Here is a 24445-nt window from a genome sequence, read left to right as displayed (position 1 = left end):
GCGGCGAGTCGTGGCGGGGATGAGGCGTCCGCCGCCGGACCCTCACGCGCCAAAAAGCCCGCGCGGTGGGGGATGGTCCGCGCGGGCTCCTTGGGGGAGGGAATATAAAGTCTGTCGGCTGACCGGCCCGCGATCTGGGGGGCTGGGGGGGCTGTTCAGGATCCTGGACCACAGGGTCTCCGATCAGCCGACATTGACCTTATCGACCCGCAAACAGGCGCGCGAACGACCGAATTAAGGTCATATCGGGGCGTCGCGTGGCCGCCGCGTGTCATTCCGCCGGATCGGTGTCCATGGCGACACGGACTGTTCCATTCGGCGGATTTGCGCTTAGATTCGACGGATGGCTCTCGACCCTCAGCCCGTTGGCGGCGTCGTTTTCTTCGAGCGACGCGAGCTGGATCAATTGATGCGCCTTTACGGCCGCATGGTCGCGGCCGGCGAGTGGCGCGACTACGGGATCGCCGGCCTTTCCGACCACGCGGTGTTCTCGATCTTCCGGCATACCGCCGAAGCCCCGCTCTATCGGGTGGAGAAGCGCCCGGCTCTCGCGCGCAAGCAGGGCGCCTGGGCGGTCGTCGGCCAGGGCGGGATGATCCTCAAGCGCGGCCACGAACTGACGCAGGTGCTGCGCGTGTTCGAGAAGGGCAAGTTCTCGGTCGTCGACTGAGATCGCGGGCTTAAAAGGAAAAGCCGAGCTTGGCCCCCACGAAGCGGCCTTCGGTGTTGTAGCCGCGCGCCCGGCCGACGCCGCTGTCGTCGGCGCTGGGCTGGATGCCGCACAGCACGCCGACGCCGCCCGAAACCCCGCCCTCGCGGCGCTCGATCGCGGTCCGCGCCACGCCGCGCGGCAGCGGCGTGGGAGCCTGGGCGTAGCGCAACTCGATCGGACCGACGGGCTTGAGGTTCAGGGGCGCGGTCAGGATCGGCGGCCGGCTGGCCGGCGGCGAAGCCACCGGCTCGGCGCGCGCGCTGGCGCTCAGCGCCAAGGCCGCGGTCAGGGAAAAGGCGATCGTCCGGACCATCACACGCTCCATGAACCCCCACCGGTAATGTGGGCGCGAAGCCGCCAAAGAAAAAGCCCCGGCGATCGCGCGCCGGGGCTTCTGAAGTCTAGCGTCGCCGTGCTTAGCGACGATTGCCCATGATGCTGAGCAGGAATTGGAACAGGTTGATGAAGTTCAGATAGAGGTTCAGCGCGCCGTAGTTCGTCGCCACGGCCATCGACTGGCTTTCGCCCCCCAGCTGGTAATAGGTCATCTTCAGGTTCTGGGTGTCGTAGGCGATCAGGCCCGCGAAGATGAACACGCCCAGAATGTTGATGATGAAGCTCAGGCCCGGCAGGTGCAGGAACATCTGAGCCAGCGACGCGATCAAGATGCCAATGAGGCCCATGATCAGGAAGCTGCCGAAGCCGGTGAGGTCCTTCTTGGTCGTATAGCCGAACAGGCTGAGGCCGCCGAAGGCGATCGCGGTGACGAGGAACGTCGCGGCGACCGAGGTGCCGGTGAAGGCCAGAAGCCAGACGCCCAGGCCGGCGCCGATCGAGGCGACGAGCGCCCAGTAGAGCGCGCCCGACGAGCGGGCCGTGGGATTACGCATCGCGAACATGGCCACCAGCATCATGACCAGCGGCGCGAACCGAACGATGGTGCCGAGCAGGGTGAAGCCCGCCAGACGACCGTCGGGCGTCAGGACGTAGAGCAGGCTGGCGACCGGCTGATAATAGCTGGTCAGGAAGGCCAGGCCAGCCGACAGCAGAAGACCCAGCGCCACCTTGTTGTAGACGCCGATCATGAAACCGCGCAGGCCGGCGTCAGCCGACATGTCAGCGCGATCCGCCGGGATCGAGCGCGTGTAACCGCGGTTAAAGTCGTTCATAGAAGAAGCCCTTGAGCTAGCGTCCGTCGCGGACGCCTCTAAGATATCGGTTGTCCAGACCCGTCGCGCAATAGCCGAAGCGCGTTCATGGTATGCGTTCGCGAAACCGTGAGCCGCCTTGATGGGGTCTCCATCCCTTGCGGCCTCGTCGGACGACACCCTAGAACGTTCGAAAAGCAATACGGGGCGCCAGGATGCAATACGTTAAACTCGGCCGCACGGACGTGACGGTGTCGCGCTGTTGTCTGGGCACCATGACCTGGGGCTCGCAGAACACCGAGGCCGAGGCCCACGCCCAGATGGACTACGCGCTGTCGCGCGGCGTCACCTTCTGGGACACGGCGGAGATGTACGCCAGTCCGCCCAATCCCGAGACGCAAGGGCGGACCGAAAGCTACATCGGCTCCTGGTTCGAGAAGACCGGCAAGCGCCACGAGGTCGTACTGGCCTCCAAGGTCGCCGGCCAGGGCGCGGCGTTCGGCGGCCTCTCCTGGCTGCGCCGGGACGGCGCGGTGACCCGCCACACCCGGGCCCAGATCGACGAGGCGGTCGAAGGCTCGCTGCGCCGGCTGAAGACCGACTATATCGACCTCTATCAGCTGCACTGGCCCGATCGGAAGGTGCGGGTGTTCGGCGGCGCCAGCTTCAAGGACTACGACCAGGACTTCGAGGCGTTCGGCGACATTCTCGAGGCGCTGGACGCCCACGTGAAGAAGGGCTCGATCCGGCATGTCGGCGTCTCCAACGAGTTCCCGTGGGGCGTCATGCGGTTCCTGGCCGAGAGCGAGACGCGGGGCCTGCCCCGCATCGCCTCGATCCAGAACGCCTATCACCTGGCCAACCGCACCTTCGAGGTGGGCCTCGCCGAGATCGCCATGCGCGAGCAGGTCGGCCTCCTGGCCTATTCGCCGCTCGCCCAGGGCCAGCTGACCGGCAAGTATCTCGACGGCGCCCTGCCGGCGGGCTCGCGCAAGGCGCTCTACAACCGCATGCAGCGCTACGAGGGCCCTGGCGCGCTTGACGCCTTCCGCGCCTATGTCGACCTGGCGCGGGAACACGGCCTGGATCCCGCCCAGCTGGCCCTGAAGTTCTGCGACACCCGGCCGTTCGTGACCGCCACGATCATCGGCGCGACGTCGATGGAGCAGCTGAAGACCAATATCGACGCCTTCGACCTGGCCTGGAGCGAGGATTTGGACAAGGCCGTCGACGCCATTCACGTCCGCCACCCCAATCCCTGTCCGTAGGCGTTAAGGGCAGATGATCCGCCTCTTCACCGCCATCGCCATCCCGCCGGAGATCGGTCAGGGGCTCGTCTCGCGCCAGCACGGGATCGAGGGCGCGCGATGGCGGCCCATCGAGGCGTTCCATATCACCCTGCGCTTCGTCGGCGACGTCCAGGAGCCGGTCGCCGACGATCTGGACGAGGCGTTGATGGAGATCGACGCCCCCGCCTTCGACCTGGCGCTGACCCGCGCCGGCCATTTCGGCGAAGGCGCCGACATCCACGCGGTCTGGGCCGGGGTCGAGGACAGCGCGCCGCTGCGCCGGCTTCAGAAGGCCAACGAAAGCGCCGCCCGCGCGGCGGGGCTCAAGCCGGAGACGCGGGTCTACACGCCGCACGTCACCCTGGCCTATCTGAAGCGCGCGGCGGTTCCCGAGGTCGGCGCCTGGATCCAGGCCAACAACCTGCTGCGCTCGCCGCCGTTCCGCGTCGATCGGTTCGGGCTCTATTCCAGCTGGCAAACCAGCGAAGGCTCGGCCTATCGGCTGGAGCGGGAATACCTTCTGGACGCTTAGCGCTTCGGCGGCGCGGCGGTCTTCTCGCTAGGCCCGTCGCGCTCCTGGATGGATTTCAGATAGGCCACGATGGCGGCGACGTCCTCGGGCGGGAACACCCACTCCGGCATCGGGCCGTGGCCGACCGTCAGGCCTTCGGCGAGCCCCTCGGCGAGATCCTCGACGTCATAGCGCTCATTCAGCCGCCGAAATCGAGGCGCGGCGGGGTTGGGGCTGTCGCCGGTCGGGCCGACCGCGTGGCAGACGCCGCATTTCCGGGTGACGATTTCGCGGCCCCGCGCCACGGGATCGGGCGCGGCGGTCGCCGAGCCGGCGACCAGAAGGGCGGCGGCGACCAGTCCGCCAACGATCGTGCGCCGCGTCATCGGCGTGCTCCCGCGTTTCTCGGGGCGCATCCTGCCGCCGATGGCGGCGGCGGCCTTTGATCCGCGTCAAGCGGTCAGGCCACGGCGTGGTCCTTCAGGACGCCGAGGGGAACGATGGCCAGCATCTCCTCGTGAGTCGCCTCCAGCACGACCTGCGGCGCCATGCCGGCGTCCAGCGCCTCCTTCCAGCGCCCGGCGCACAAGCACCAGCGGTCGCCGGCCTTCAGCCCCGGGAAGGCCAGGTCCGGGCGCGGGGTGGAAAGGTCGTTGCCGCGCGCCTTGGAGAAGGCCAGGAAATCGTCGGTCATCACCGCGCAGACGGTGTGCAGTCCCAGATCGTGCGGCCCGGTCTCGCAGCAGCCGTTGCGATAGAAGCCCGTCACCGGATCCAGCGAGCAGGGGGCGAGCTCGCCGCCCAGGACGTTCTTGGCGCTCTTGTCGTACCGCGTGGTGCTCATGGCGCGATCCTACGCGCGCCAGGGCCGGCGCCAAGCCGCTCCATGGCGCCGAAGAGGCTTTTGCTGCGGCGCAGCAATGCTAAGGTCGCGGCAACAGACAAGAACGCCAGGGAGCCTCTCATGACCGCCGCCAGCCGTCCGCGCCGCAGCGCCCTCTACATGCCCGCCTCCAACGCCAAGGCCGTCGAGAAGGCCAGGACCCTGGACGCCGACGTGATCATCCTGGACCTCGAGGACGCCGTCGCGCCCGAGACCAAGCCGGCGGCGCGCGAGGCGGCGGTGGCGGCGGTCAAGGCCGGCGGCTTCGGCGCCCGCGAGGTGGTGATCCGGGTCAACGGGCTCGACACGCCGTGGGGGGCCGAGGACCTGGCCGCCGCCGCCGAGGCGGGTCCGGACGCGGTGCTGGTCCCCAAGGTCAACGACGCCGCCGACGTGCGGCTCTACGACCGGCGCCTGAACGGCGCCCCGGCGGCGACGCGGCTGTGGACCATGATCGAGACCGCCAAGGCCGCCTTCCACCTGTGGGAGATCGCCGAGGCCGCCCACGGCACGCGGCTGTCGGCCTGGGTGATGGGGGTCAACGACTTCGCCAAGGAGATGCGGGCCCGCCAGACCCCCGATCGCGGGCCGTTCCTGCCGCTCTTGACCCTGTCGGTCGCGGCCGCCCGCGCCCACGGTCTGACCATCCTGGACGGCGTCCACAACGACATCGAGGACCTGGCCGCCCTGGAAGCCGTCTGCGTCCAGGGCGTCGATTTCGGCTTCGACGGCAAGACCCTGATCCACCCCAAGCACCTGGAGATCTGCAACCGGGTCTTCTCGCCCTCGCCCGAGGACATCGCCTGGAGCCGCGCGGTGATCGCCGCCTTCAACGCGCCGGAAAATTCTGGCAAAGGCGCTTTGCGGGTGGACGGCAAGATGGCCGAGCGCTTGCATCTGGCGCAGGCCGAGCGTCTTGTCGCGGTGGCGGAAGCCATCGCGGGACGCGCGGGTTGAAGCGGAGGCCCCTCGGACGACGGGGTCTTTGGGCAGTCGAAGGTTTCTGATGCGGGTTCTCGTTCTCTCCGTCGTCCTGGTCGCCAGCCCGGCGCTGGCGCAGCAGGCTCCGACGCCGCCCGCGCCCGCGGTTCCGTCGCCCTCGCCCTATGTCCCGACGTTCGGGACCCAGGTCGCCGCGCCGCCGCCGGCCGCTTCCCCTTCGGCCGAAGCGCCGGTCCAGACGCAGCCCGCGACGCCGCCGGCCGCGCCGGCCGTGCCCGACTCCGCCCAGGTCCCGCAGGCGATCGACCCGCTCGGCGACCTGATCTCGCAGAGCGGCCAGATGGTCGACGAGGAAGAAGCCGAGACCGCCGGCAAGCCGGCCCCGAAGCATCGCGGAACGATCCTGCCGATCCCGCCGCCGGAATCTCTGGTGGGGCCGGACGGCGCCCCGACCAAGGCCCTGGTCTATGAACTGCGGGTCAAGGGCTCGATCGCCGCCGCCCAGACCCTGCAAGGCCCTCTGGACGGCGGCTGGCGGGTCGCGGCGGTCGACGGGGCGCAGATCTACGCCCTGCAGATCGTCGACAAGGCCGGCGGTTACACCCCGCTCGAAGGCGCCTGGCGCGACGTCCGACGTCCCGGAACGGTCGGATCGACCGGCCTGATCGACGACCTGCGCCGCGATGGCGGCGACCTTATCGCCCGCTTCAGTCCCAAGGGCGGCGAGTCCGCGGTCCTGACCCTGCGTCCGGCCGGCGCCGAGCGCTGGGCCGGCGAACTGGTCGAGAACGGTCGGACCCAGCCGGTGGTCGCCGAGCACCTCGTGCCCGAGGCGCCGCCCGGCTACGAGGGCCAGGGGCGCGGCCCCTATGTCTGGCCGCCGCGGGTCGTGGCCAGCCGGTCCGACGCCGCGCCGGCCTGCTCGACCAAGGGCAAGAAGGGCAAGGCCCTGAAGGCCGCCAAGGCCAAGTGCGCGGCCGCCAAGCGCGGCAAGGCCTCGGCCCTGAAGAAGCGCAAGGGCGGCAAGGCCAAGGCCGTCTCGGGCCACAGGGGCAAGGCGGCGATCAAGGGCTCTTCGAGAAAGAAGCGGCGATAGGCGGAGCGGCCATCCTCGCCCTTCGACAGGCTCAGGGTGAGGATGACTGCTTGGGGCGTTTCCGTTGAACCTCACCCTCAGCCTGTCGAAGGGCGAGGTTCAGATCCTTAAACCCTCAAGGCGACCCCCGCCGCCGCGATCGCCTTCGCCCGCGCTTCCGGTGAATAGGCGACCGCCGGGCCGTGGCCCCAGACCGGCCCCGGCCAGGCCGGATCGTCCGCCCGGCGCCCCACCACATGGACGTGCAACTGGGCGGTGACATTGCCCAGAGCCCCGACGTTCAGCTTCTCGACCGCCAGATCCAGCGTCGCGCCGAGCGCGCGCACGGCGGCGCCCGCCAGGATGATCTCCTCCATCAGTTGGATCCGATCGGCGGCGCCCAGGTCCTCGATCTCCCGAAGACCAGGTCGGCGCGGGATCAGGACGAGCCACGGATAGCGGGCGTCGTCCTGCAGGCGCACTTCGCTGAGCGGCAGGTCGGCGACCTTGTGCGAGGTGGCGACGAAGGCGGGGTCGAGGGTGAAGTCAGCCACGCTTGGGAATCGCCGCCCAGTAGTCGAAGTCCAGAATGACGGCGGGATCGTAGGTTCCTTCGCCATCCTTGTCCGGGAAGTCCGCGCAGGGCTGGTCCTTGGTCGCCACGAGACGCAGGCGCAGAGCCCCGACCGAGCCGAGATCCGCCTTGTCCAGCACCTGGCTCCAGGCGAACACCGTGCCGCCGGCGAAGAACGGGGCCACGTGCCGGCCGCCGTTGATCGCCAGGATCAGGCCAGCGTTCTGCAGGCCGTTGAACGACAGGGCCTTGGCCGTCGAGATCACCACCCCGCCATAGACGAGGCGCCGGCCCGACGGGTCCTTGGCGCGCTCGAACTGGTTGAAGTGGACCTTGGCGGTGTTCTGCCACAGGCGCGTGGCCATCTGGTGCTCGGCCTCCTCGACCGCCATGCCGTCGACATGGTCGATCGTCTCGCCGACCGCATAGTCCTCGAACGCATGCGGCGCGCCGGCCAGGGCGTAGTCGTAGGCGGAAAAGTCCAGGCCCGGCGGCGTGACCAGATCGGCCGGCGCGACGGCGGCCGACAGGGTCGGGACGGACTGCTCGGCGATCTCGGCGTCCGGATCGCGCTTGCGCACCATCACCCAGCGCACATAGCTCAGCACCGCCTCGCCGCGCTGGTTGACGCCCGTGGTGCGGACATAGACGACGCCGGTCTTGCGGTTGGAGTTCTCCTTCAGGCCGATCACGTCCGAGACGGAGCTCAGCGTGTCGCCCGGGAACACCGGGGCCAGGAAGCGACCCTCGGCATAGCCGAGATTGGCCACCGCGTTCAGGCTGATGTCGGGCACGGTCTTGCCGAACACCACGTGGAAGGCGATCAGCGGATCGACGGGGGCGGACATAAGGCCGCACCCCCGGGCGAATTCGTCGGACGAGAACAGCGAGAAGCGCGGCCCGTAGAGCGCCGTATAGAGCGCCACGTCGCCGGTCGTGACCGTGCGCGGCGTGGCGTGGACAAGCCTTTGGCCAAGCTTGAAGTCCTCGAAGAAGTTCCCTGGATCGGTCTTGCTCATCGCACCCCTCGTTCCTCGCGCGCCTTATCGTTGTTCAGGCATCTTTGCCGCAGTGCAGCGAAACGGGAAAGAGGGCTTGAGGCCGGGGCGCGACGGGTCTAGACCGCGCCGCGACATTCCCCTGTCCACAGCCTTGATGGAGACCCCATGGCTCGCGCGAAGATCGCCCTTATCGGCGCCGGCATGATCGGCGGCACCCTGGCCCACATCGCCGCTCGCGAGGAGCTGGGCGACGTGATCCTGTTCGACATCGCCGAAGGCACGCCGCAGGGCAAGGCGCTGGACATCGCCGAAGCCTCGGCCGTGTTCGGCAAGGACGTGGCCCTGAAGGGCGCCAACGACTATGCCGACATCGCCGGCGCCGATGTCTGCATCGTCACCGCCGGCGTGCCGCGCAAGCCGGGCATGAGCCGCGACGACCTGCTGGGCATCAACCTGAAGGTCATGAAGGCCGTCGGCGAAGGCATCAAGGCCCACGCCCCGAACGCTTTCGTCATCTGCATCACCAACCCGCTCGACGCGATGGTCTGGGCCCTGCAGCAGTTCTCGGGCCTGCCGAAGGAAAAGGTCATCGGCATGGCCGGCGTCCTCGACTCGGCCCGCTTCGCCTATTTCCTGGCCGAAGCCACCGGCGTCTCGGTCGAGGACATCCACGCCTGGACCCTGGGCGGCCACGGCGACGACATGGTCCCGATGGTCCGTCACTCGACCGTCGGCGGCCTGCCGCTGCCGGAACTGGTCAAGCAAGGCTGGCTGACCCAGGAAAAGCTGGACGCCATCGTCGAGCGCACCCGCAAGGGCGGCGGCGAGATCGTCGCCCTCTTGAAGACCGGCTCGGCCTTCTACGCCCCGGCCGAGAGCGCCATCGCCATGGCGACCTCGTACCTGAAGGACAAGAAGCGCGTCCTGCCCTGCGCCACCTACCTGACCGGCCAATACGGCCTGAACGACCTCTATGTCGGCGTGCCGGTGGTCATCGGCGCCGGCGGCGCCGAGAAGATCGTCGAGTTCGAAACCAACGACGAGGAAAAGGCGATGTTCGCCAAGTCCGTCGAGTCGGTGAAGGGCCTGATGGAGGCCTGCAAGGCCATCGACAGCTCGCTGGTCTAAGCGACTTTTGGTCCAGGAACGACAAAGGGCGGCTCCGAAGGGAGCCGCCCTTTTTCTTGGTCCGGACACCTCGTCCTTCGACAAGCTCAGGATGAGGTTTCCTACTGATCCGGCGGCAGCAAGCGTCCTCACCCTGAGCTTGTCGAAGGGCGAGGACCACGCACTCAATGCGCCGCGCCGTCGCCCGGCTCTTGCGAGATCTCCTCCAGCGTCTTGCCGACCTGCTTGGCGCCGTAGTCCTTGGCCACGTCGCCCAGCGAAAGAATGCCGCTCAGCGCGCCGGCGTCGTTCAGGACGACGAGGCGGCGGACCTGATGGTTGGCCATCTTGGCCGTCGCGTCGGCCAGGACGTCGTCCTCGGTCACGCTCAGCACCTCACCGCCGGACATCACGTCGGACACCGCGCTGTCGAAGCTCCGGCCCTCGGCCACCACGCGCAGGACGATGTCGCGGTCGGTGACCAGGCCCACGACCTTGCCGTCGTCGACCACCGGCACCACGCCGCTGTCGACCTTGGCCATGGTCTCGGCGACCTGGCGGACCGTGTCGGACGGGCGGGCGATCGAGACCTGGCGGGTCATGGCGTCGCTGACTTTCATCGAGGTTCTCCGTTGCCTGAGGCGTCGGCCTAGGAAACCCGCCGGCCCTGTCACCGTTCCCCGCCACGAGGCTGGCGAGCTCCGCGAGCGTGGGACGCTTGAGCGTCTCTTTGACTCCCAGGCCCTTTTCAGTCATAAGCCCCGGCTTCCGGCGCTTTATCAGCAGCGCCTCCACCGTCACGACCCCGGCCTGTTAGCGCAGGATCCATCCGGACGAGGACGGCGAGGACCCCCGTCGACGTGATCGTCCACGGGGGCTGATGGCGTTTGGTCTTGTATTTCAACAGGGTTCGACATGTTCGACGGCCTTACAGAGCGACTTTCCGGCGTCTTCGAACGCCTTGGCGGTCGCGGCGTGCTGTCCGAAAAGGACATCGACGAGGCGCTGCGCGAGGTCCGCGTCGCCCTGCTCGAGGCCGACGTCGCGCTGCCGGTCGTCAAGGACTTCATCAGCAAGGCCAAGGAGCTGGCGTCGGGCGAGGCGGTGATCCGCTCGGTCAAGCCGGCCGACCAAGTGGTCAAGATCGTCTATGACGGTCTGGTCGACATGCTGGGCGGCGACGTTCCGACCGGCTTGAACCTCGCTTTGAACCCGCCGTCGGTGATCCTGATGGCCGGTCTTCAAGGCTCGGGCAAGACCACCACCACCGGCAAGCTGGCCCTGCGCCTGTCCAAGACCGACCGCAAGAAGGTGCTGGTCGCCTCGCTCGACACCCGCCGCCCGGCGGCCATGGAGCAGCTGGCGACCCTGGCCAAGCAGGTCGGCGTCGAGAGCCTGCCGATCGTCGCCGGCCAGAGCGCGCCGGATATCGCCAAGCGCGCCCTGTCGGCCGCCAAGCTGGGCGGCTACGATGTCCTGATCCTCGACACCGCCGGCCGCACCACGCTGGACGAGTCGATGATGAGCGAGGCGGCCGAGATCGCTCGCATCGCCAGCCCGTCCGAGACCATTCTGGTCGCCGACAGCCTGACCGGTCAGGACGCCGTGCGCACGGCCAAGGCGTTCCACGAGCGCCTGCCGCTGACCGGCCTGATCCTGACCCGCGCCGACGGCGACGGTCGCGGCGGGGCGGCGCTGTCGATGCGCCACGTCACCGGCCTGCCGATCAAGTTCCTCGGCGCCGGCGAGAAGATCGACCAGCTGGACGTGTTCGACGCCCGCCGCGTCGCCGGCCGCATCCTGGGCCAGGGCGACGTCGTGGCCCTGGTCGAGAAGGCCGCCGCCGACCTCGACGCGGCCGAGGCCGAGCGCATGGCCAAGAAGCTGGCCAAGGGCAAGTTCGACCTCGACGACCTCGCGGCCCAGCTGAACCAGATGCAGAAGATGGGCGGCATGGAAGGCATCATGGGCCTGCTGCCCGGCGTCCAGAAGGTCAAGAAGCAGATCGCCGAGAGCGGCATCGACGACAAGATCTTCCGCCGCCAGCAGGCGATCATCAGCTCGATGACCAAGGAAGAGCGCAAGAAGCCCGACATCCTAGCGGCCTCGCGCAAGCGCCGCATCGCGGCCGGCGCCGGGGTCGACGTGGCCGAGGTCAACCGCCTGCTCAAGCAGCACCGCCAGATGGCCGACATGTTCAAGGCCATGTCCAAGGACGGCGGCAAGGGCCTGGCGCGCATGGCCCAGATGATGGGCGGCGGCGACATGGCGCGCCTGAAAAACATGGGCGGCGGCAAGATCCCGACGCCCGATCCCAACGCAGCGGGGGGCCAAGGCCTCCCGGGGCTGCCCGGCCTGCCGGGTCTCGGGACTGGCGGCGACGCCAAGCCCAATCCTCTCTCCGGCCTGGGCCTGCCCGGCTTCAACCCGTTCAAGAAATAGAACCTTAGACCAAGGACTACCTCAAATGCTGAAGATCCGTCTGGCCCGTGGCGGCGCCAAGAAGCGTCCGTACTACTCGATCGTCGTCGCCGACAGCCACTCGCCGCGCGATGGCCGTTTCATCGAGAAGGTCGGCACCTACAACCCGCTGCTCAAGAAGGACGACGCCAACCGCGTCACCCTGAAGGTCGAGTCGATCCAGGAGTGGCTCAAGAAGGGCGCCCAGCCGACCGACCGCGTCGCCCGCTTCCTGGCCGCCCAGGGCCTGACCGCCTGGACCCACGGCAACAACCCGAAGAAGGGCGAGCCGGGCAAGAAGGCCCAGGAGCGTCTGGCCGAGCGCGCCCAGCGCGAGGAAGAGCGTCGTCAGGCCGAGGAAGAGGCCAAGGCCGCCGCCGAAGCTGAGAAGGCCGCCGCCGCCGAAGCCGCCGCGGCCGCCGCCGCCGCTCCGGCCGTGGAAGAGGCTCCGGCTGAAGAGGCTCCGGCCGCCGAAGCCCCGGCCGAAGAAGCCGCCGAAGGCTAATCAGGGTTCCAGCGCCGTCGTTTCGTTCCGAGACGGCGGCGCGACTCTGTCCGGGCCATGGCCGCATCCCCAGACGACCCGCTGATCCTGGTCGGCCGCGTGGCCGGCGGCTTCGGCGTGCGCGGCGAGGTGCGGATCTCGACCTATACCGAAGACCCGCTGAGCATCGCGGCCTTCAAGGCGCTGAAGCGCCAGGACGGCTCGCCGGCCCTGACCATCGCCTCGGCCCGCAAGACCAAGGACGGCGTCGTCTGCCGCTGTCCGGGGATCGAAACCAAGGAAGCCGCGGACGCCCTGCGCGGGCTTCGTCTGTATGTCCCCCGTTCGGCCCTGCCCGAGCCCGACGAGGACGAGTTCTACCTGACCGACCTGGTGGGTCTCTCCGTCCGCCACGTCGCGACCGACGTCCTGCTGGGCCGCGTCAAGAGCGTCCAGAACTTCGGGGCGGGCGACATTCTCGAAATCACCCCGGACCTGGGCGGACCGACCTGGTATCTGCCGTTCACCCGGGCGGCCGTGCCCGAGGTCAAGATCGGCGAGGGCCTGATCCTGGCCGATCCGCCGGCGCTGGTGGGTGAGCCGGAAGGTCCCGCCGAGGACTGATCCCAACACAAGGAGCGTCGCGTGTCGGACGGAAAATGGCGGGTCACCGCCTCGCGCGTCGTTCACCGGGATCGCTGGATCAGCCTGCGCGCCGACGACTGCGTGACCGACGAGGGCGCCGTCGTCGCGCCGTACTACGTGCTGGAATATCGCGACTGGGTCGAGATCGTGGCCCTGGACGCCGCCAATAACGTGCTGCTGGTCAAGCAGTACCGCCATGGCCTCGGCGACATCTCGCTGGAACTGCCGGCGGGCAACATGGACCCGGGCGAGACCGATCCCGTCGAGGCGGCCCGGCGCGAACTCCTGGAGGAGGCCGGCTGCGCGGGGACCTTGACCCTGATCGGCCAGAGCCGCGCCAACGCCGCCAACACCGCCAACCGCACCCACATCGTCCTGGCGCGGGATGTCGCGCGCGTCGCCGAGCCTCTCGACGATCCTGGCGAGCGCATCGAGAGCCTGTGGGTCCCGGTCGCGGAGGCCATCGCCCTGGCCCTGAGCGGCGAACTGACCAACGGCATGCAGGCCGCGGCCTTGTTGCGAGGGCTGGTGGCCGCCGGCCTGGCGAGAATCGAGGCGGTCTCGACGCCTACTTCCGCACCCGCATCAGGCATTCCTGGGCTACCGAGGCCAGCAGCTTGCCGTCCTGGCTGAACATCTGGCCGCGCACCAGGCCTCGGCCGTGCGAGGCGGCCGGGCTGTCCTGGGCGAACAGGGTCCACTGGTTGAAGTCGAACGGCTGGTGGAACCACATGGCGTGGTCGAGGCTGGCGGCCTGCAGCCCCGGCGTCGTCCAGATCAGGCCGTGCGGGCGCAGGGCGCTTTCCATGAAGGCCATGTCCGAGGCGTAGGCCAGGGCGGCCTGCTGCATCTTGATGTCGTCGCCCAGCGGAGCCTTGGCGCGCAGCCAGACTTCCTTGGTGCCGGACTTCTTAACCGGCGCGACGGGGTTCTGCATGTCGACCCAGCGCACATCGACCGGACGCGGACGCTCGGACAGGGCGATCATCTTCGGATGGATCTGGTCGCCCAGGCTCTTCAGGAACTCGGTCTCGGTCGGCAGGCTGTCCGGGGCGGGGGCGTCCGGCATCGCCGACTGGTGCTCGAAGCCCTCCTCCGGCGTCTGGAACGAGGCGGCTAGGTTGAAGATCTGCTCGCCATGCTGGATGGCCGCGACCCGGCGGGTGGTGAAGGTGCCGCCGTCGCGCGCGCGCTCCACCTCGTACAGCACCGGCGCGGTCACGTCGCCCGGGCGGATGAAATAGGCGTGCAGCGAGTGGCACACGCGCTCGGGTACGGTCTTGTAGGCCGCCAGCAGCGCCTGGGCGATGACCAGGCCGCCGAAGATGCGCGGGAAGCCGTCATTGGGGCTGACGCCCCGGAACAGGTTCACCTCGATCGGTTCGAGGTCCAGGATGTCGGCGAGGTTCTCGGTCGTCTGCATGGCGCAGTGCGATAGGCCGCCTTCGGCGGCGCCGCAAGACGTCTCCTTGCGTCGCGGGGTCGCGCTCCCCATCGTGATCGCCATGCGCGCCGCTCCGCCCGTCATCCATCACCCCGCCTTTCGCGCCGAGATGCCGGCCGGCCATCGCTTCCCGATGGACAAGTTCTCGCGCCTGGCCTCGGTGCTGGAGGCCGAGGGCGTTCCGGGGCCCGGAGGCTTCGTCCGTCCCGAGCCGGTCGACGTCGAGACCCTGAGGCTGGTCCATACCGAAGCGTATGTGCGCGGCGTGATCGAGCTGTCCTTGCCCGCCGAGGTCGTGCGGCGGATCGGCATGCCGAATACCGACAGCGTGGCGACCCGCGCCCGAGCGGCGACGGGCGGCACGATCCTGGCCGCGCGCCTGGCCTTGGATCACGGGATCGCCTGCAACACGGCGGGCGGCAGCCATCACGCCGCCGCCGACAGCGGCGCGGGCTTCTGCGTGTTCAACGACGTGGCCGTGGCCGCGCGGCGGCTGCAGGCCGAGGGCCTGGTCGGTCAGGTGCTGGTCGTCGATCTCGACGTCCACCAGGGCGACGGCACGGCGCGGATTTTCGAGGACGATCCCAGCGTCTTCACCTTCTCGATGCACGCCGAGAAGAACTTCCCCCACCGCAAGGCGACCAGCGACCTAGACATCGAGCTGGCCGACGGGACGGGTGACGAACCCTATCTGGAAAAGCTGGGAACGGTGCTGCCCGATCTGCTGGCCGCCGTTCGGCCCGACCTCGTCTTCCTCAACGCGGGAGTCGATCCACACGCGGACGACAAGCTGGGGCGGCTGTCGCTCAGCGATGAGGGCCTGCGGCGACGCGAGGCCCTCGTCCTGGGCGCTTGTCTCTCTTCCGAGATCCCCGTGGTCGGGGTGATCGGCGGCGGCTACGACGCGGATATCGATCGTCTGGCGGGCCGCCACGCCATCCTGCATCGGACGGCGAAATCTCTTTGTTCTTCAGATAACTAAAGTCTCGCCATCTCCGTCGAGGCGGCCCGGAAGGGCGGCCCGACGGAGGTTACGCGGCGATCACTCACAGGCTCGTGGCGAGCGAACCGGCGATGACGACGAGCGGCAGAACCGCCAGAACGAGCGAGGCGAAGCCGGCGACGGCGTTGGTCTTGGTGGTCATGGTCTTGATCCCTTTTCTCTAGCCGGCGCCCCATTGGCGTCCGGCGAGCAGGGATGTAGGCGCGAGCGTTGCTTAACGCACGTTACCTTTGCTTCATTACGGCGATTTAAAGGACAACGTAGCCACGGATGGCATTAACGTGGTGTAATTTTACCACTCCGGCAAGCGTCGGAACAATATTTCACCGCATCCCAGTCCTTCGCCCACTTCTTTCGCCAGGCGAAGGGGCGCCCGCAGGCGGCGCAGGGCTTCGAGGGCAAGTCGCCTTTGGCGACGGCCTTGCCGCCCTTGCGCGAAGGCTTCACGCGCCATCCTCGCTGGGCGCCACCAGGAAGAGGCCCCGCAAGGTGGCGATCGGCGCCGAGCGCGTCTCCTGCCAGGCCTCGACATGGACGTTAGCGATGCGGCGGCCCAGCTTCTTGATGCTGGCGCGGGCATAGGTGGTCAGCGGCCGCCCCGAGCGGAGGTACTCGATCGAGACGTCGATCGTCCGGGGCTGGCGCGTCATGGGCGCGGCGACGGAGAGCTGGGCCAGGGCCGTCATCTCCATGAACGCTCCGAGCACGCCGCCGTGGATGGCCGGCAGCATCGGGTTGCCGACGATGTGCTGGGCGAACGGCAGGATGGCGGTCATCTCGTCGCCGGCCAACTCGGCCCGCACGCCGAGGAACCGGGCGTAGGGAATCGCCTCCAGCATCGAGACCAGGCGCGTATCGACGTCGCTCATCCGTCCACGCTCCCAGTCTTGGCGCGCGGCGCGCGCGAGGGTTTCAGATTCGCCCCGGCCTTCTTGCCGGCGCTGGAGTCGAGCATGAACGTCGCCTGGGCCGTGGCCACGGGGTCCTCGGGGTCGCGGTCATAGGCGACGGCGCGGACGAAGGCCACCGAGCGGGTCACCTTGTAGCAATGGGCGCGGGCCAGGATGTCGAGGCCCGGCTCGGCGGCGCGCATATAGTCGATCCGCAGGTCGAGCGTGGCGATCGAGGTCCAGGCCGCGAGCGCGGCGTGCACCGCCTGGCCGCTGGCGTGGTCCAGCAGGGTGGTGACCACGCCGCCGGCGATGACGCCGGTCTCGGGATCGCCCACGATCTCTGGCCGATAGGGAACCTTCAGAACGGCGACCGCGTCGCCGATCTCCAGGGTGGCGAAGCCTAGCGCCTTGGCCTGGGGGCTGCCCTCGTTCATCGCCGCGGCGATGAATTTCGTCTGTTCGTTGTCGCTCATTCCGGCTCCTACGGGGATAGGCTTAGCGCTTCTGGCGTTGTCTTATCCAGCCGTGATCAGACCCGAAGATCTTCTCTGTCCCCGTCCGGGCGGGCTCTACTGCCCGCCGGGGGACTTCTATATCGACCCGGTGGCCCCCGCCGATCGGGCGGTGATCACGCATGGCCATGCCGATCACGCGCGCGCCGGCCACGGCGTCGCGATCGCCACGCCCGAGACCCTGGCCATCATGGCCGCCCGCTATGGCGAGGATTTCGCCGGCCGTCGCGAGGCCGTGGCCTATGGGGAGACCTTCGCCCGCGACGGCGTCGAGGTGACCCTGGTCCCCGCCGGCCACGTCCTGGGCTCGGCCCAGGCGGTGGTGCGGTGGAAGGGCCTGACCATGGTGGTGTCCGGCGACTACAAGCGCCGGCGCGACCCGACCTGCGCGCGATTCGAGCCCGTCCCCTGCGACGTCTTCATCACCGAGGCCACCTTCGGCCTGCCGGTGTTCCGCCATCCGGACGACGCCGGCGAAATCCGAAGCCTGCTGGCCTCGGTGGAACAGTTCCCCGAGCGCTGCCACCTTGTTGGGGCGTACGCTCTGGGCAAGGCGCAGCGGGTCATCCGGCTGCTGCGCGAGGCGGGCTGGGAGCGGCCGATCTTCGTGCACGGCGCGCTGGAACGGCTGAACGCGCTCTATGAAGCGCACGGGGTCGCGCTCGGGCCGCTGGCGCCGGCCACCGCCTCGGGACCCAAGGACGCCTTCGCCGGCCAGATCGTCATCGCCCCGCCCAGCGCCGTCGCCGATCGCTGGTCGCGGCGCTTCCCCGATCCGGTCGACTGTTTCGCCTCCGGCTGGATGCGGGTGCGGGCCCGGGCGCGCCAGCGCGGCGTCGAGCTGCCGCTGATCCTGTCGGACCACGCTGACTGGGACGAGCTGACCGCCACCCTCTCGGAGCTACGGCCCGGCGAGGTGTGGATCACCCACGGCCGGGAAGAGGCGCTGGAGCGCTGGTGCCAGCTGGAAGGCCTGCCGGCCCGCGCCCTGCGGCTGGTCGGCTATGACGAGGAGGAAGGCGAGTAGCGCGCCGTCAGCTCGGCGGCGTCTCGCCCACATAGCGGGCCCGAGGCCGGATCAGCCGGCCGGTCTGCAGTTGTTCGATCGCGTGGGCGGTCCAGCCGGCGCTTCGGGCCGTCGCGAACAGGATGAACGGCGCGTCGGCCGGCAGCTTCAGGGTCTGGGCCAGGGCGACCAGCGCGAAGTCGATATTGGGCCGCAGGCCCGTGGCCGTCTCGGTGACGGCCCTGAGCTCGCAAAGCAGCGGCGAGGGCGCGAAGGCCGCCAGCAGCGCCGCGGCGCGCGGATCCCCGTCCGGATAGAGCGGATGGCCGAAGCCCGGCATGGTCGCGCCCCGCGCCAGCCGCGCCGTGACCGCCGCCCCGGGGTCGCGGCGCTCGGCCTCCTCGACGAAGGCCTCGACGCGCGCGGCCATGCCGCCGTGCAACGGTCCCGACAGGGCCGAGAGTCCGGCCAGGCAGGCCGCCGACAGCGAGGCGCCGGTCGAGGCCGCCACCCGCGCGGCGAAGGTCGAGGCGTTCAGCTCGTGATCGGCCAGCAGCACCAGGGTTCGCCGGACGAGCTCGGCGCCGTCCTTGTCCAGAGCCCAGGCGGCGGCGAAGCGGCCGTGGGCGGGACCGGCGCCGGCAAGGCCCGTCGCGGCGTCGACGATCGCGTCCAGCAGGTCCGCGGCCTCCATGGCGAGAGCCAGGGGCGCGCGCCCGCGGGCGGGGGGCTCGCGCCCGGCCCGGGCGGCCAGGGTCATGAACAGGCGGGCTCGAGCGCTGTCGCCGCCGGGCGGCTCGGCGCGCCGAGAGGCCTTCAGCGCCGCGCCATGGCCGCCGCGCAGCAGGCGCGCGACGTTTTCCAGCGACAGGCCCTGGTCCGCCAGCAGGGCGGCGTCCTGGCCGCGATACCAGAGCCGCCCGCCCGCGACCGTGGTGATCGCCGAGGGCAAGACGGGTTCGCCCCAGGCGATGGCCTCGGCCGCGACATCGGCGGCGCGCCGACCGCGCGCCTTCTTCTGGGCCAGGGCCGCGACGTCCGAGGCGCGATAGAGGCTGCGGCGCGGATCGCTGGGATGAGCGGCGGCCTCGATGCGCCCCCGGCTGACATAGGCATAGAGCGTCTGCGGCCGGATCCCCAACCGCTCCAACACCTGATCGGCTTCCATCCAATCGCCCATATAGATTGATTATATTGATCAAGATTGACGGTCAAGGTCGCGCGGCGCTTTCTGCGCCGCGAAAGGAGACCGCTCATTTCCGATGGTCTTGAGGGCGTCATCGCCGCCCGCACCGTTCTGTCCGATGTCGATGGCGCGAAAGGGCGCCTGGTGATCCGGGGCTACGCCGTCGAGGATCTCGCCGGCCGCGCGCGCTACGAGGACGCCGCCCACCTGCTTTTCGACGGCTTCTTCGAGGACGCGCCGTCCGATCTGGCTCCGGCCTTGGGCGCGGCGCGCGTCCGGGCGTTCGGCGAGGTCGCGGCCCTGGACGAGGGTCTCGCACGCCGCGATGCGGTGGAGGCGATGCGCGCCCTGCTGGCCCGCCTGCCGGACGGCGACGATCTGCCGACCGCTCTGTTGCTGGTCGCCGCCCCGGCCGTGTTCACGCCGGCGGTGCTTCGGGTCGCGAAAGGCGAAAGCCCGGTCGCGCCGGACCCGGCGTTGTCGCACGCCGCCGACGTCCTGCGGATGACGCGCGGAACGCCGGCCACCGACGCCGAGGCGGCCGCGCTCGACGCCTATCTGGTGACCGTCTGCGATCACGGCCTCAACGCCTCGACCTTCGCGGCGCGGGTGGTGGCCTCGACCCGCGCGGGCCTGACCTCGGCGGTGCTGGCCGGACTGTCGGCGCTGAAGGGGCCGCTGCACGGCGGCGCGCCGGGACCGGTGATCGAGATGCTCGACGCCATCGGAACGCCGGCCAACGCGCGGCCCTGGCTGGAACGCGCCCTGGCGCGCGGCGATCGGCTGATGGGCTTTGGCCACCGCATCTATCGCGTCCGCGATCCGCGCGCCGACGCCCTGAAGACGGCCGTGCGCAAGCTGGCCTCGGCGTCCAGCGCCCTGCCTGGACGCCTCGCCTTCGCCGAGGCGGTCGAGACCGCCGCGCTGCAAATCCTGCGCGAGCACAAGCCCGACCGGCCGCTGGACACCAATGTCGAGTTCTACACCGCCCTGTTGCTGGAGGCCCTGGGCCTGCCGCCGTCCAGCTTCACCTGCGTCTTCGCCATGGGCCGCGTCGCCGGCTGGCTGGCCCATGCCCGCGAGCAACTGGCCGGCGGGCGGCTGATCCGGCCGCAATCGGTCTATGTGGGGCCGGAGGCGCGGGCGGCGGCATAGGGACGAGCCGCGAGTCGTTCGCGCTGGGGTCGGGCGGGTCGCCTTGCTACAAGGCGGCCATGTCCAGCGCCGCTTCCGCTTCGCCTCAAGTCCGCGCCGCCACCCAACGGGTGGCCATGCTGTCCGTGGCCACCGCGACGATCCTGATCGTCGTCAAGGCGATCGCCTGGCGCGCCAGCGACAGCATCGCGATCCTGGCCTCGTTGTCTGACTCGGCGCTGGACCTGGTGGCGTCGCTGATCACGCTGTTCGCGGTGCGCTACGCCGCCTCGCCGCCCGACGCCGAGCACCGCTTCGGCCACGGCAAGGCGGAAGCCTTTTCGAGCCTGATGCAGGGCGGTCTGGTCTTCGCCTCGGGGGCGCTGATCGGGCGGGAGGCGATCGTCGCGCTGCTGAATCCGCATCCGATCGAGCACGGCCTGGCCGGGGTGGTGGTGATGATCATCTCGATCGTCCTGACGCTCTTTCTGATCACGGCCCAGAGCCGCGTGCTGAAGGCCAGCGGTTCGATCGCCATCGCCAGCGACCGCGCCCACTACGCCGCCGACCTCGCCTCCAACATCGTGGCCCTGGCCGGGGTCGCGGCGGCGACGTGGCTGGGCTGGTCCTTCGTGGACGCGGCGGCGGGCCTGGTGGTGGCGCTGTGGCTGATCTGGGGAGCCATCAGCGTGTTCAGCGACGCCGCCAACCAGCTGCTGGACCGCGAACTGCCCGAGGCCGACCGCACCCGGATCGTCGAACTGGCCACCGCCGATCCCCGCGTTCTCGGCGTTCACCAGCTGCGGACCCGCGCCTCGGGCCCTTACGTCCACATGCAGATGCACGCGGACCTGGCCGCCGACATCTCGCTGGCCGAGGCGCACACGATCATGGTGCAAGCCGAGAACCGGCTGCTGGAGGCGTTTCCGGCCGCCGACATCCTGATCCATCCCGACCCGCGCGGCCTGGCTGAAAAGCACGGCGGCCTGTTCGCCGAGAGCGCCGAGGCTTGAGTTTTCGCCGCGTCCGGGGTCAAAGACCGCCCATGGACGACGCCCTCGCACACCTGCCTCGCGCCTTCGCCGGCAAGACCGTTCTGGTGCTGGGCGACGTGATGCTGGACCGCTTCATCTATGGCGCGGTCGATCGGATCTCGCCCGAGGCGCCGGTGCCGGTGATCGCGGTCGAGAAGGAGACGGCGATGCTGGGCGGGGCCGGCAATGTCGCCCGCAACGTGGCCGCCCTCGGCGCGCGCGCCGTGCTGATCGGTCTCGTCGGCCAGGACGACGCCGCCGCCGTGCTGCGTGGCCTGATCGAGGCCGAGCCCGACCTTCAGGCCGACCTCGTGGTCGACGCCGCGCGCCGCACCACCGAGAAGGTCCGCTACATCTCCGGCGCCCACCAGATGCTGCGCGTCGATCGCGAGGATCGCCGCCCCGGCGACGCCGACGCCCTGCTGGCCGCCTTCGCGGCGCGCCTGCCCGCCGCCGACGTCGTGGTGCTGTCCGACTACGCCAAGGGCGTGCTGACGGTCGAGGTCACGCGCGGCGCCATCGCGGCCGCCCGCGCCGCCGGCAAGCCGGTGATCGTCGACCCCAAGAGCCGCGACCTCGCCCGCTACGACGGCGCCACCCTGATCAAGCCCAACCGCAAGGAAGCGGCCGAGGCCACGGGGGTCGTCGACCATTCCGACGAGGCCTCGGAAGCCGCGGCGGCGGCGATCCTCGACCAGGCCCCTCGGCTCGAAGCCGCCCTGATCACCCGTGGCGGGGCGGGCATGACCCTGGCCGTGCGCGGCGCGGCGCCGGTCCACCTGCCCGCGACGGCGGTCGAGGTGTTCGACGTCTCCGGCGCGGGCGACACGGTGGCCGCGACCCTGGCCTTGTCGGTGGCGGCCGGCGCCGGCCTCGCCGACGCCGCGCGTCTGGCCAACCTGGCCGGCGGCCTGGTGGTCGCCAAGCTGGGCACCGACGTGGTCACCGCCGCCGAACTAACCGCCCGCGCGGAGTCGGCCCAGGGCGAGCCCGGCGAGATCAAGATCGCCGACCGCGATCAGGCGGCGGGGATCGTCGCGGGCTGGCGCGCGCGGGGGCTGAAGGTCGGCTTCACCAACGGCTGCTTCGATCTGCTGCACCCCGGCCACGTCTCGCTGCTCAGCCAGGCCAAGGCCGCCTGCGACCGGCTGATCGTCGGCCTCAACACCGACGCCTCGGTCTCGCGCTTGAAGGGCCCAAGCCGGCCCGTCCAGAAGGAGCAGGGCCGCGCCACGGTGCTGGCCTCGCTGTCGTCGGTGGATCTGGTGGTGCTGTTCGACGAGGAGACGCCGCTCGACCTGATCAAGGCCTTCCGCCCCGACGTGCTGGTCAAGGGCGCCGACTACACGATCGAGACCGTGGTCGGCTCCGACGTGGTGCTGGGCTATGGCGGCCGGGTGCTCCTGGCGGAGCTGAAGCCAGGGCAGAGCACCACCAACCTGATCGCGCGGATGAACGGCTGAGCCGCGCGTCCGCCGCGCAAAAGCCTGGATTCGAAGGCTAAACGCGCTTCGGCAATGTGTTGTTAAGCAAAACGGCGCATCGCTCCTATGATGCAGCCTGAGCGCAACTGGGCATGAGCGTCGAACGCACCCTTCACCATTTTCCCCTGGATCCCGCCTCGCGGCAGGTGCGTCTGGCCCTGGGCGAGAAGCGGCTGCCGTTCCTCGAGATCCAGGTGCGCTATTGGGAGACCCCGGCCGAGTTCACCTCGCTGAACCCGTCGGGCCTGCCGCCCGTGCTGGTCGAGACCCGCAACCAGCGCAATCTCGTCGTCTGCGAGGCCCGCGCGATCCTGGAACATATCGAGGAGACCGAACCAGAGCCGCCGCTTCTGGGCCGCGATCCCAGCGAGCGGGCCGAGGCGCGCCGCCTGCTGCAGTGGTTCGACCGCAAGTTCGACAACGAGGTCAACGGCTTCCTGCTGCACGAGAAGATGGAAAAGCGGCTGCTGCGCATGGGCGCGCCGGATCTGGCCGCCCTGCGTCACGGCCGCGAGGCGCTGCGCATGCATCTGGGCTATGTCGAGAGCCTGCTGCAGACCCGCGACTGGCTGGCCGGCCGGCGCATGAGCCTGGCCGACTTCGCCGCCGCCGCCCACCTGTCGGTCATCGACTATTTCGGCGACGTGCCGTGGAAGGACTTCTCCGCGGCCAAGACCTGGTACATGAAGCTGAAGTCGAGGCCGTGCTTCCGGCCGATCCTGGCCGACCGCTGGCCCGGCCTCGCGCCGGCGGCGCATTATGACGATCTCGACTTCTGAGCTGACTCCCGAAGCGATCAAGGCCGAGATCCGCGCCGAGGCCCTGGCGCTCGGCTTCTCGGCCTGCGGCTTCGCCGACGCCTCGGCCGCCTGGCCCAACGGCGAATGGCTGCGCGACTTCGTGGCCGCCGAGCGGCACGGCGCCATGGGCTGGATGGAAGAGACGCTGGATCGGCGCGCGCACCCGACCGCCATGTGGACCGAGGCGAGGTCGGCGGTGGTGCTGGGCGTCAATTACGGCCCCGACATCGACCCGCTGGAGCAGTTGGCGCGCCCCGATCGCGCGGCGATCTCGGTCTACGCCCAGGGCGATGACTATCACGACGTGATCAAGAAGCGCCTGAAGGTGCTGGCCGGCTGGATGCATCGGCGGTTCGGCCAGGACGTGAAGGTCTTCGTCGACACCGCGCCGCTGATGGAAAAGCCGCTGGCGCAGCGGGCGGGCCTGGGCTGGCAGGGCAAGCACACCAACCTGGTCTCACGGGACTTCGGCTCGTGGCTGTTCCTGGGCAGCGTGCTGACGACGCTGGACCTGCCGCCGGACGCGGCGGAGGTCGATCGTTGCGGCTCGTGTCGCGCCTGCCTCGACGTCTGCCCGACCAACGCCTTCCCGGCCCCGCGCCAGTTGGATGCGCGGCGCTGCATCTCGTACCTGACCATCGAGCTGACCGGCCCGATCCCGGCCGAGTTTCGCCCGGCGCTGGGCAACCGCATCTACGGATGCGACGACTGCCTGGCGGTGTGTCCCTGGAACAAGTTCGCGTCGCTCTCCAGCGAGGCCAAGCTGCGGGCGCGGGCGGAACTGAGGCAGCCGACCCTGGCGGAGCTGGCGGCGCTCGACGACGCGGCGTTCCGGGCGCTGTTCTCCAAGAACCCGATCAAGCGGATCGGCCGCGACCGCTTCGTGCGCAACGTGCTCTACGCGATCGGCAACAGCGGCGAGGCGAGCCTGATGGCGGCGGTCGAGCCGCTGCTGAGCGATCCCGCGCCGGTCGTGCGCGGCGCGGCGGTCTGGGCGGCGCGACGGCTGCTGGGCGACGCGGCGATGGCGCTGAAGGGGCCGGAGGACGATCCCGAGGTGATGGCCGAATGGCAATTCCTCCTCCCAGCGGGGGAGGTATCGCCGTAGGCGACGGAGG

At 69.7% G+C, this 24445-nt stretch carries 30 protein-coding genes and 1 pseudogene; 17 read left to right on the top strand and 14 right to left on the bottom strand.

The genetic code is table 11. From position 1 onward, the window contains the following. Positions 1 to 343: 343 nt before the first annotated feature. Positions 344 to 670: a DUF2794 domain-containing protein gene (locus Q0V34_RS03395; RefSeq protein WP_297507706.1), complete on the top strand. Its 327-nt coding sequence runs from the start codon at positions 344 to 346 to the stop codon at positions 668 to 670. Between the two features lie 10 nt (positions 671 to 680). Here the strand turns inward: Q0V34_RS03395 and Q0V34_RS03390 are convergent, their stop codons facing one another. Both Q0V34_RS03390 and Q0V34_RS03385 read right to left on the bottom strand, forming a co-directional pair. Next, positions 681 to 1025 carry a hypothetical protein gene (locus tag Q0V34_RS03390; RefSeq protein ID WP_297507703.1) on the bottom strand — a complete coding sequence of 115 codons (345 nt, stop codon included), beginning with the start codon at positions 1023 to 1025 and terminating at the stop codon, positions 681 to 683. A 103-nt stretch (positions 1026 to 1128) separates the two neighbouring features. After that, positions 1129 to 1881, bottom strand: a complete 753-nt coding sequence (locus Q0V34_RS03385) for a Bax inhibitor-1/YccA family protein (RefSeq protein ID WP_297507700.1) — start codon at positions 1879 to 1881, stop codon at positions 1129 to 1131. A gap of 194 nt (positions 1882 to 2075) precedes the next feature. Between Q0V34_RS03385 and Q0V34_RS03380 the strand changes: the two genes are divergently transcribed. After that, positions 2076 to 3128 (top strand): aldo/keto reductase, encoded by a 1053-nt coding sequence (locus tag Q0V34_RS03380; RefSeq protein ID WP_297507697.1) that lies wholly within the window; start codon positions 2076 to 2078, stop codon positions 3126 to 3128. Positions 3129 to 3141: 13 nt separating this feature from the next. Next, a complete protein-coding gene (thpR, locus tag Q0V34_RS03375; protein WP_297507694.1) occupies positions 3142 to 3681 on the top strand; it encodes an RNA 2',3'-cyclic phosphodiesterase in 540 nt (179 codons plus the stop codon). On the opposite strand, the gene Q0V34_RS03370 is transcribed toward thpR, so the two are convergent. Both Q0V34_RS03370 and Q0V34_RS03365 read right to left on the bottom strand, forming a co-directional pair. Further along, positions 3678 to 4046 carry a cytochrome c gene (locus Q0V34_RS03370; RefSeq protein ID WP_367272024.1) on the bottom strand — a complete coding sequence of 123 codons (369 nt, stop codon included), beginning with the start codon at positions 4044 to 4046 and terminating at the stop codon, positions 3678 to 3680. The genes thpR and Q0V34_RS03370 overlap by 4 nt on opposite strands. 74 nt (positions 4047 to 4120) lie before the next feature. Beyond that, positions 4121 to 4504, bottom strand: a complete 384-nt coding sequence (locus Q0V34_RS03365; protein WP_297507691.1) for a DUF2237 family protein — start codon at positions 4502 to 4504, stop codon at positions 4121 to 4123. A 120-nt stretch (positions 4505 to 4624) separates the two neighbouring features. Between Q0V34_RS03365 and Q0V34_RS03360 the strand changes: the two genes are divergently transcribed. Together Q0V34_RS03360 and Q0V34_RS03355 are read left to right on the top strand one after the other, a co-directional pair. Then, positions 4625 to 5500, top strand: a complete 876-nt coding sequence (locus Q0V34_RS03360) for a CoA ester lyase (protein ID WP_297507686.1) — start codon at positions 4625 to 4627, stop codon at positions 5498 to 5500. A gap of 49 nt (positions 5501 to 5549) precedes the next feature. Beyond that, positions 5550 to 6581 (top strand): hypothetical protein, encoded by a 1032-nt coding sequence (locus Q0V34_RS03355; protein WP_297507683.1) that lies wholly within the window; start codon positions 5550 to 5552, stop codon positions 6579 to 6581. Between the two features lie 107 nt (positions 6582 to 6688). Here the strand turns inward: Q0V34_RS03355 and Q0V34_RS03350 are convergent, their stop codons facing one another. Both Q0V34_RS03350 and Q0V34_RS03345 read right to left on the bottom strand, forming a co-directional pair. Then, positions 6689 to 7114: an HIT domain-containing protein gene (locus Q0V34_RS03350; protein WP_297507680.1), complete on the bottom strand. Its 426-nt coding sequence runs from the start codon at positions 7112 to 7114 to the stop codon at positions 6689 to 6691. Next, on the bottom strand, positions 7107 to 8153 hold the full coding sequence (locus tag Q0V34_RS03345; RefSeq protein ID WP_297507678.1) for a MaoC family dehydratase: 1047 nt from the start codon (positions 8151 to 8153) through the stop codon (positions 7107 to 7109). The genes Q0V34_RS03350 and Q0V34_RS03345 overlap by 8 nt, the downstream gene beginning before the upstream one ends. A gap of 147 nt (positions 8154 to 8300) precedes the next feature. On the opposite strand from Q0V34_RS03345, the gene mdh reads away from it, so the two are divergent. Further along, positions 8301 to 9263 (top strand): malate dehydrogenase, encoded by a 963-nt coding sequence (gene mdh / locus Q0V34_RS03340; protein ID WP_297507675.1) that lies wholly within the window; start codon positions 8301 to 8303, stop codon positions 9261 to 9263. 67 nt (positions 9264 to 9330) lie between these two features. Here the strand turns inward: mdh and Q0V34_RS03335 are convergent. Together Q0V34_RS03335 and Q0V34_RS03330 are read right to left on the bottom strand one after the other, a co-directional pair. Further along, positions 9331 to 9432, bottom strand: a pseudogene (locus Q0V34_RS03335) (hypothetical protein); the annotation flags it as partial. Beyond that, positions 9428 to 9862, bottom strand: coding sequence for a CBS domain-containing protein (locus Q0V34_RS03330; protein WP_297507672.1), 435 nt, complete (start codon positions 9860 to 9862; stop codon positions 9428 to 9430). The pseudogene Q0V34_RS03335 and the gene Q0V34_RS03330, both read right to left, overlap by 5 nt. Before the next feature lie 295 nt (positions 9863 to 10157). On the opposite strand from Q0V34_RS03330, the gene ffh reads away from it, so the two are divergent. Genes ffh through Q0V34_RS03310 form a run of 4 tightly spaced genes read left to right on the top strand, consistent with a single transcriptional unit; the run spans position 10158 to position 13464 of the window. Further along, positions 10158 to 11684: a signal recognition particle protein gene (ffh, locus tag Q0V34_RS03325; protein WP_297507669.1), complete on the top strand. Its 1527-nt coding sequence runs from the start codon at positions 10158 to 10160 to the stop codon at positions 11682 to 11684. A 25-nt stretch (positions 11685 to 11709) separates the two neighbouring features. Next, positions 11710 to 12207 (top strand): 30S ribosomal protein S16, encoded by a 498-nt coding sequence (gene rpsP, locus Q0V34_RS03320; protein WP_297507667.1) that lies wholly within the window; start codon positions 11710 to 11712, stop codon positions 12205 to 12207. A gap of 57 nt (positions 12208 to 12264) precedes the next feature. Next, positions 12265 to 12810, top strand: coding sequence for a ribosome maturation factor RimM (gene rimM / locus Q0V34_RS03315; protein WP_297507664.1), 546 nt, complete (start codon positions 12265 to 12267; stop codon positions 12808 to 12810). Between the two features lie 21 nt (positions 12811 to 12831). Then, positions 12832 to 13464 (top strand): NUDIX hydrolase, encoded by a 633-nt coding sequence (locus Q0V34_RS03310; protein ID WP_297507662.1) that lies wholly within the window; start codon positions 12832 to 12834, stop codon positions 13462 to 13464. Here Q0V34_RS03310 and Q0V34_RS03305 read toward each other — a convergent pair. After that, positions 13400 to 14254, bottom strand: a complete 855-nt coding sequence (locus Q0V34_RS03305) for an acyl-CoA thioesterase II (protein ID WP_297507745.1) — start codon at positions 14252 to 14254, stop codon at positions 13400 to 13402. The genes Q0V34_RS03310 and Q0V34_RS03305 overlap by 65 nt on opposite strands. Before the next feature lie 82 nt (positions 14255 to 14336). Between Q0V34_RS03305 and Q0V34_RS03300 the strand changes: the two genes are divergently transcribed. Then, positions 14337 to 15257, top strand: coding sequence for a histone deacetylase (locus Q0V34_RS03300; protein ID WP_297507660.1), 921 nt, complete (start codon positions 14337 to 14339; stop codon positions 15255 to 15257). A gap of 64 nt (positions 15258 to 15321) precedes the next feature. Here the strand turns inward: Q0V34_RS03300 and Q0V34_RS03295 are convergent, their stop codons facing one another. The 4 genes from Q0V34_RS03295 to Q0V34_RS03280 form a co-directional block, all read right to left on the bottom strand. Beyond that, positions 15322 to 15420: a hypothetical protein gene (locus tag Q0V34_RS03295; RefSeq protein WP_297507657.1), complete on the bottom strand. Its 99-nt coding sequence runs from the start codon at positions 15418 to 15420 to the stop codon at positions 15322 to 15324. 134 nt (positions 15421 to 15554) lie between these two features. After that, positions 15555 to 15725 carry a DUF2256 domain-containing protein gene (locus Q0V34_RS03290; RefSeq protein WP_297507654.1) on the bottom strand — a complete coding sequence of 57 codons (171 nt, stop codon included), beginning with the start codon at positions 15723 to 15725 and terminating at the stop codon, positions 15555 to 15557. Beyond that, on the bottom strand, positions 15722 to 16147 hold the full coding sequence (locus tag Q0V34_RS03285; protein ID WP_297507651.1) for a PaaI family thioesterase: 426 nt from the start codon (positions 16145 to 16147) through the stop codon (positions 15722 to 15724). Before Q0V34_RS03285 ends, Q0V34_RS03290 begins: the two co-directional genes overlap by 4 nt. Continuing rightward, positions 16144 to 16644, bottom strand: a complete 501-nt coding sequence (locus Q0V34_RS03280) for a PaaI family thioesterase (RefSeq protein WP_297507649.1) — start codon at positions 16642 to 16644, stop codon at positions 16144 to 16146. The genes Q0V34_RS03285 and Q0V34_RS03280 overlap by 4 nt, the downstream gene beginning before the upstream one ends. Before the next feature lie 37 nt (positions 16645 to 16681). Here Q0V34_RS03280 and Q0V34_RS03275 point away from each other — a divergent pair, with 37 nt between their 5' ends. Continuing rightward, positions 16682 to 17710, top strand: coding sequence for a ligase-associated DNA damage response exonuclease (locus Q0V34_RS03275; protein WP_297507644.1), 1029 nt, complete (start codon positions 16682 to 16684; stop codon positions 17708 to 17710). Between the two features lie 7 nt (positions 17711 to 17717). On the opposite strand, the gene Q0V34_RS03270 is transcribed toward Q0V34_RS03275, so the two are convergent. Then, positions 17718 to 18869: a citrate/2-methylcitrate synthase gene (locus tag Q0V34_RS03270; protein ID WP_297507641.1), complete on the bottom strand. Its 1152-nt coding sequence runs from the start codon at positions 18867 to 18869 to the stop codon at positions 17718 to 17720. A 75-nt stretch (positions 18870 to 18944) separates the two neighbouring features. Between Q0V34_RS03270 and Q0V34_RS03265 the strand changes: the two genes are divergently transcribed. The 5 genes from Q0V34_RS03265 (at position 18945) to queG (ending at position 24435) form a co-directional block, all read left to right on the top strand. Then, entirely contained in the window at positions 18945 to 20030 is a 1086-nt protein-coding gene (locus Q0V34_RS03265) for a citrate synthase/methylcitrate synthase (protein WP_297507742.1), read from the top strand. Positions 20031 to 20089: 59 nt separating this feature from the next. Continuing rightward, positions 20090 to 21022, top strand: a complete 933-nt coding sequence (locus tag Q0V34_RS03260; RefSeq protein ID WP_297507638.1) for a cation diffusion facilitator family transporter — start codon at positions 20090 to 20092, stop codon at positions 21020 to 21022. Positions 21023 to 21054: 32 nt separating this feature from the next. After that, a complete protein-coding gene (rfaE1, locus tag Q0V34_RS03255) occupies positions 21055 to 22506 on the top strand; it encodes a D-glycero-beta-D-manno-heptose-7-phosphate kinase (protein ID WP_297507635.1) in 1452 nt (483 codons plus the stop codon). A gap of 113 nt (positions 22507 to 22619) precedes the next feature. Next, positions 22620 to 23306: a glutathione S-transferase family protein gene (locus Q0V34_RS03250; RefSeq protein ID WP_297507632.1), complete on the top strand. Its 687-nt coding sequence runs from the start codon at positions 22620 to 22622 to the stop codon at positions 23304 to 23306. Then, positions 23287 to 24435 carry a tRNA epoxyqueuosine(34) reductase QueG gene (gene queG, locus Q0V34_RS03245; RefSeq protein ID WP_297507629.1) on the top strand — a complete coding sequence of 383 codons (1149 nt, stop codon included), beginning with the start codon at positions 23287 to 23289 and terminating at the stop codon, positions 24433 to 24435. The genes Q0V34_RS03250 and queG overlap by 20 nt, the downstream gene beginning before the upstream one ends. The last annotated feature ends 10 nt before the right edge of the window (positions 24436 to 24445 follow it).

This window comes from uncultured Caulobacter sp. (assembly GCF_947036865.1).
Classification (GTDB): Bacteria; Pseudomonadota; Alphaproteobacteria; order Caulobacterales; family Caulobacteraceae; genus Caulobacter.
This window is presented reverse-complemented; position numbering and strand designations above follow the sequence as displayed.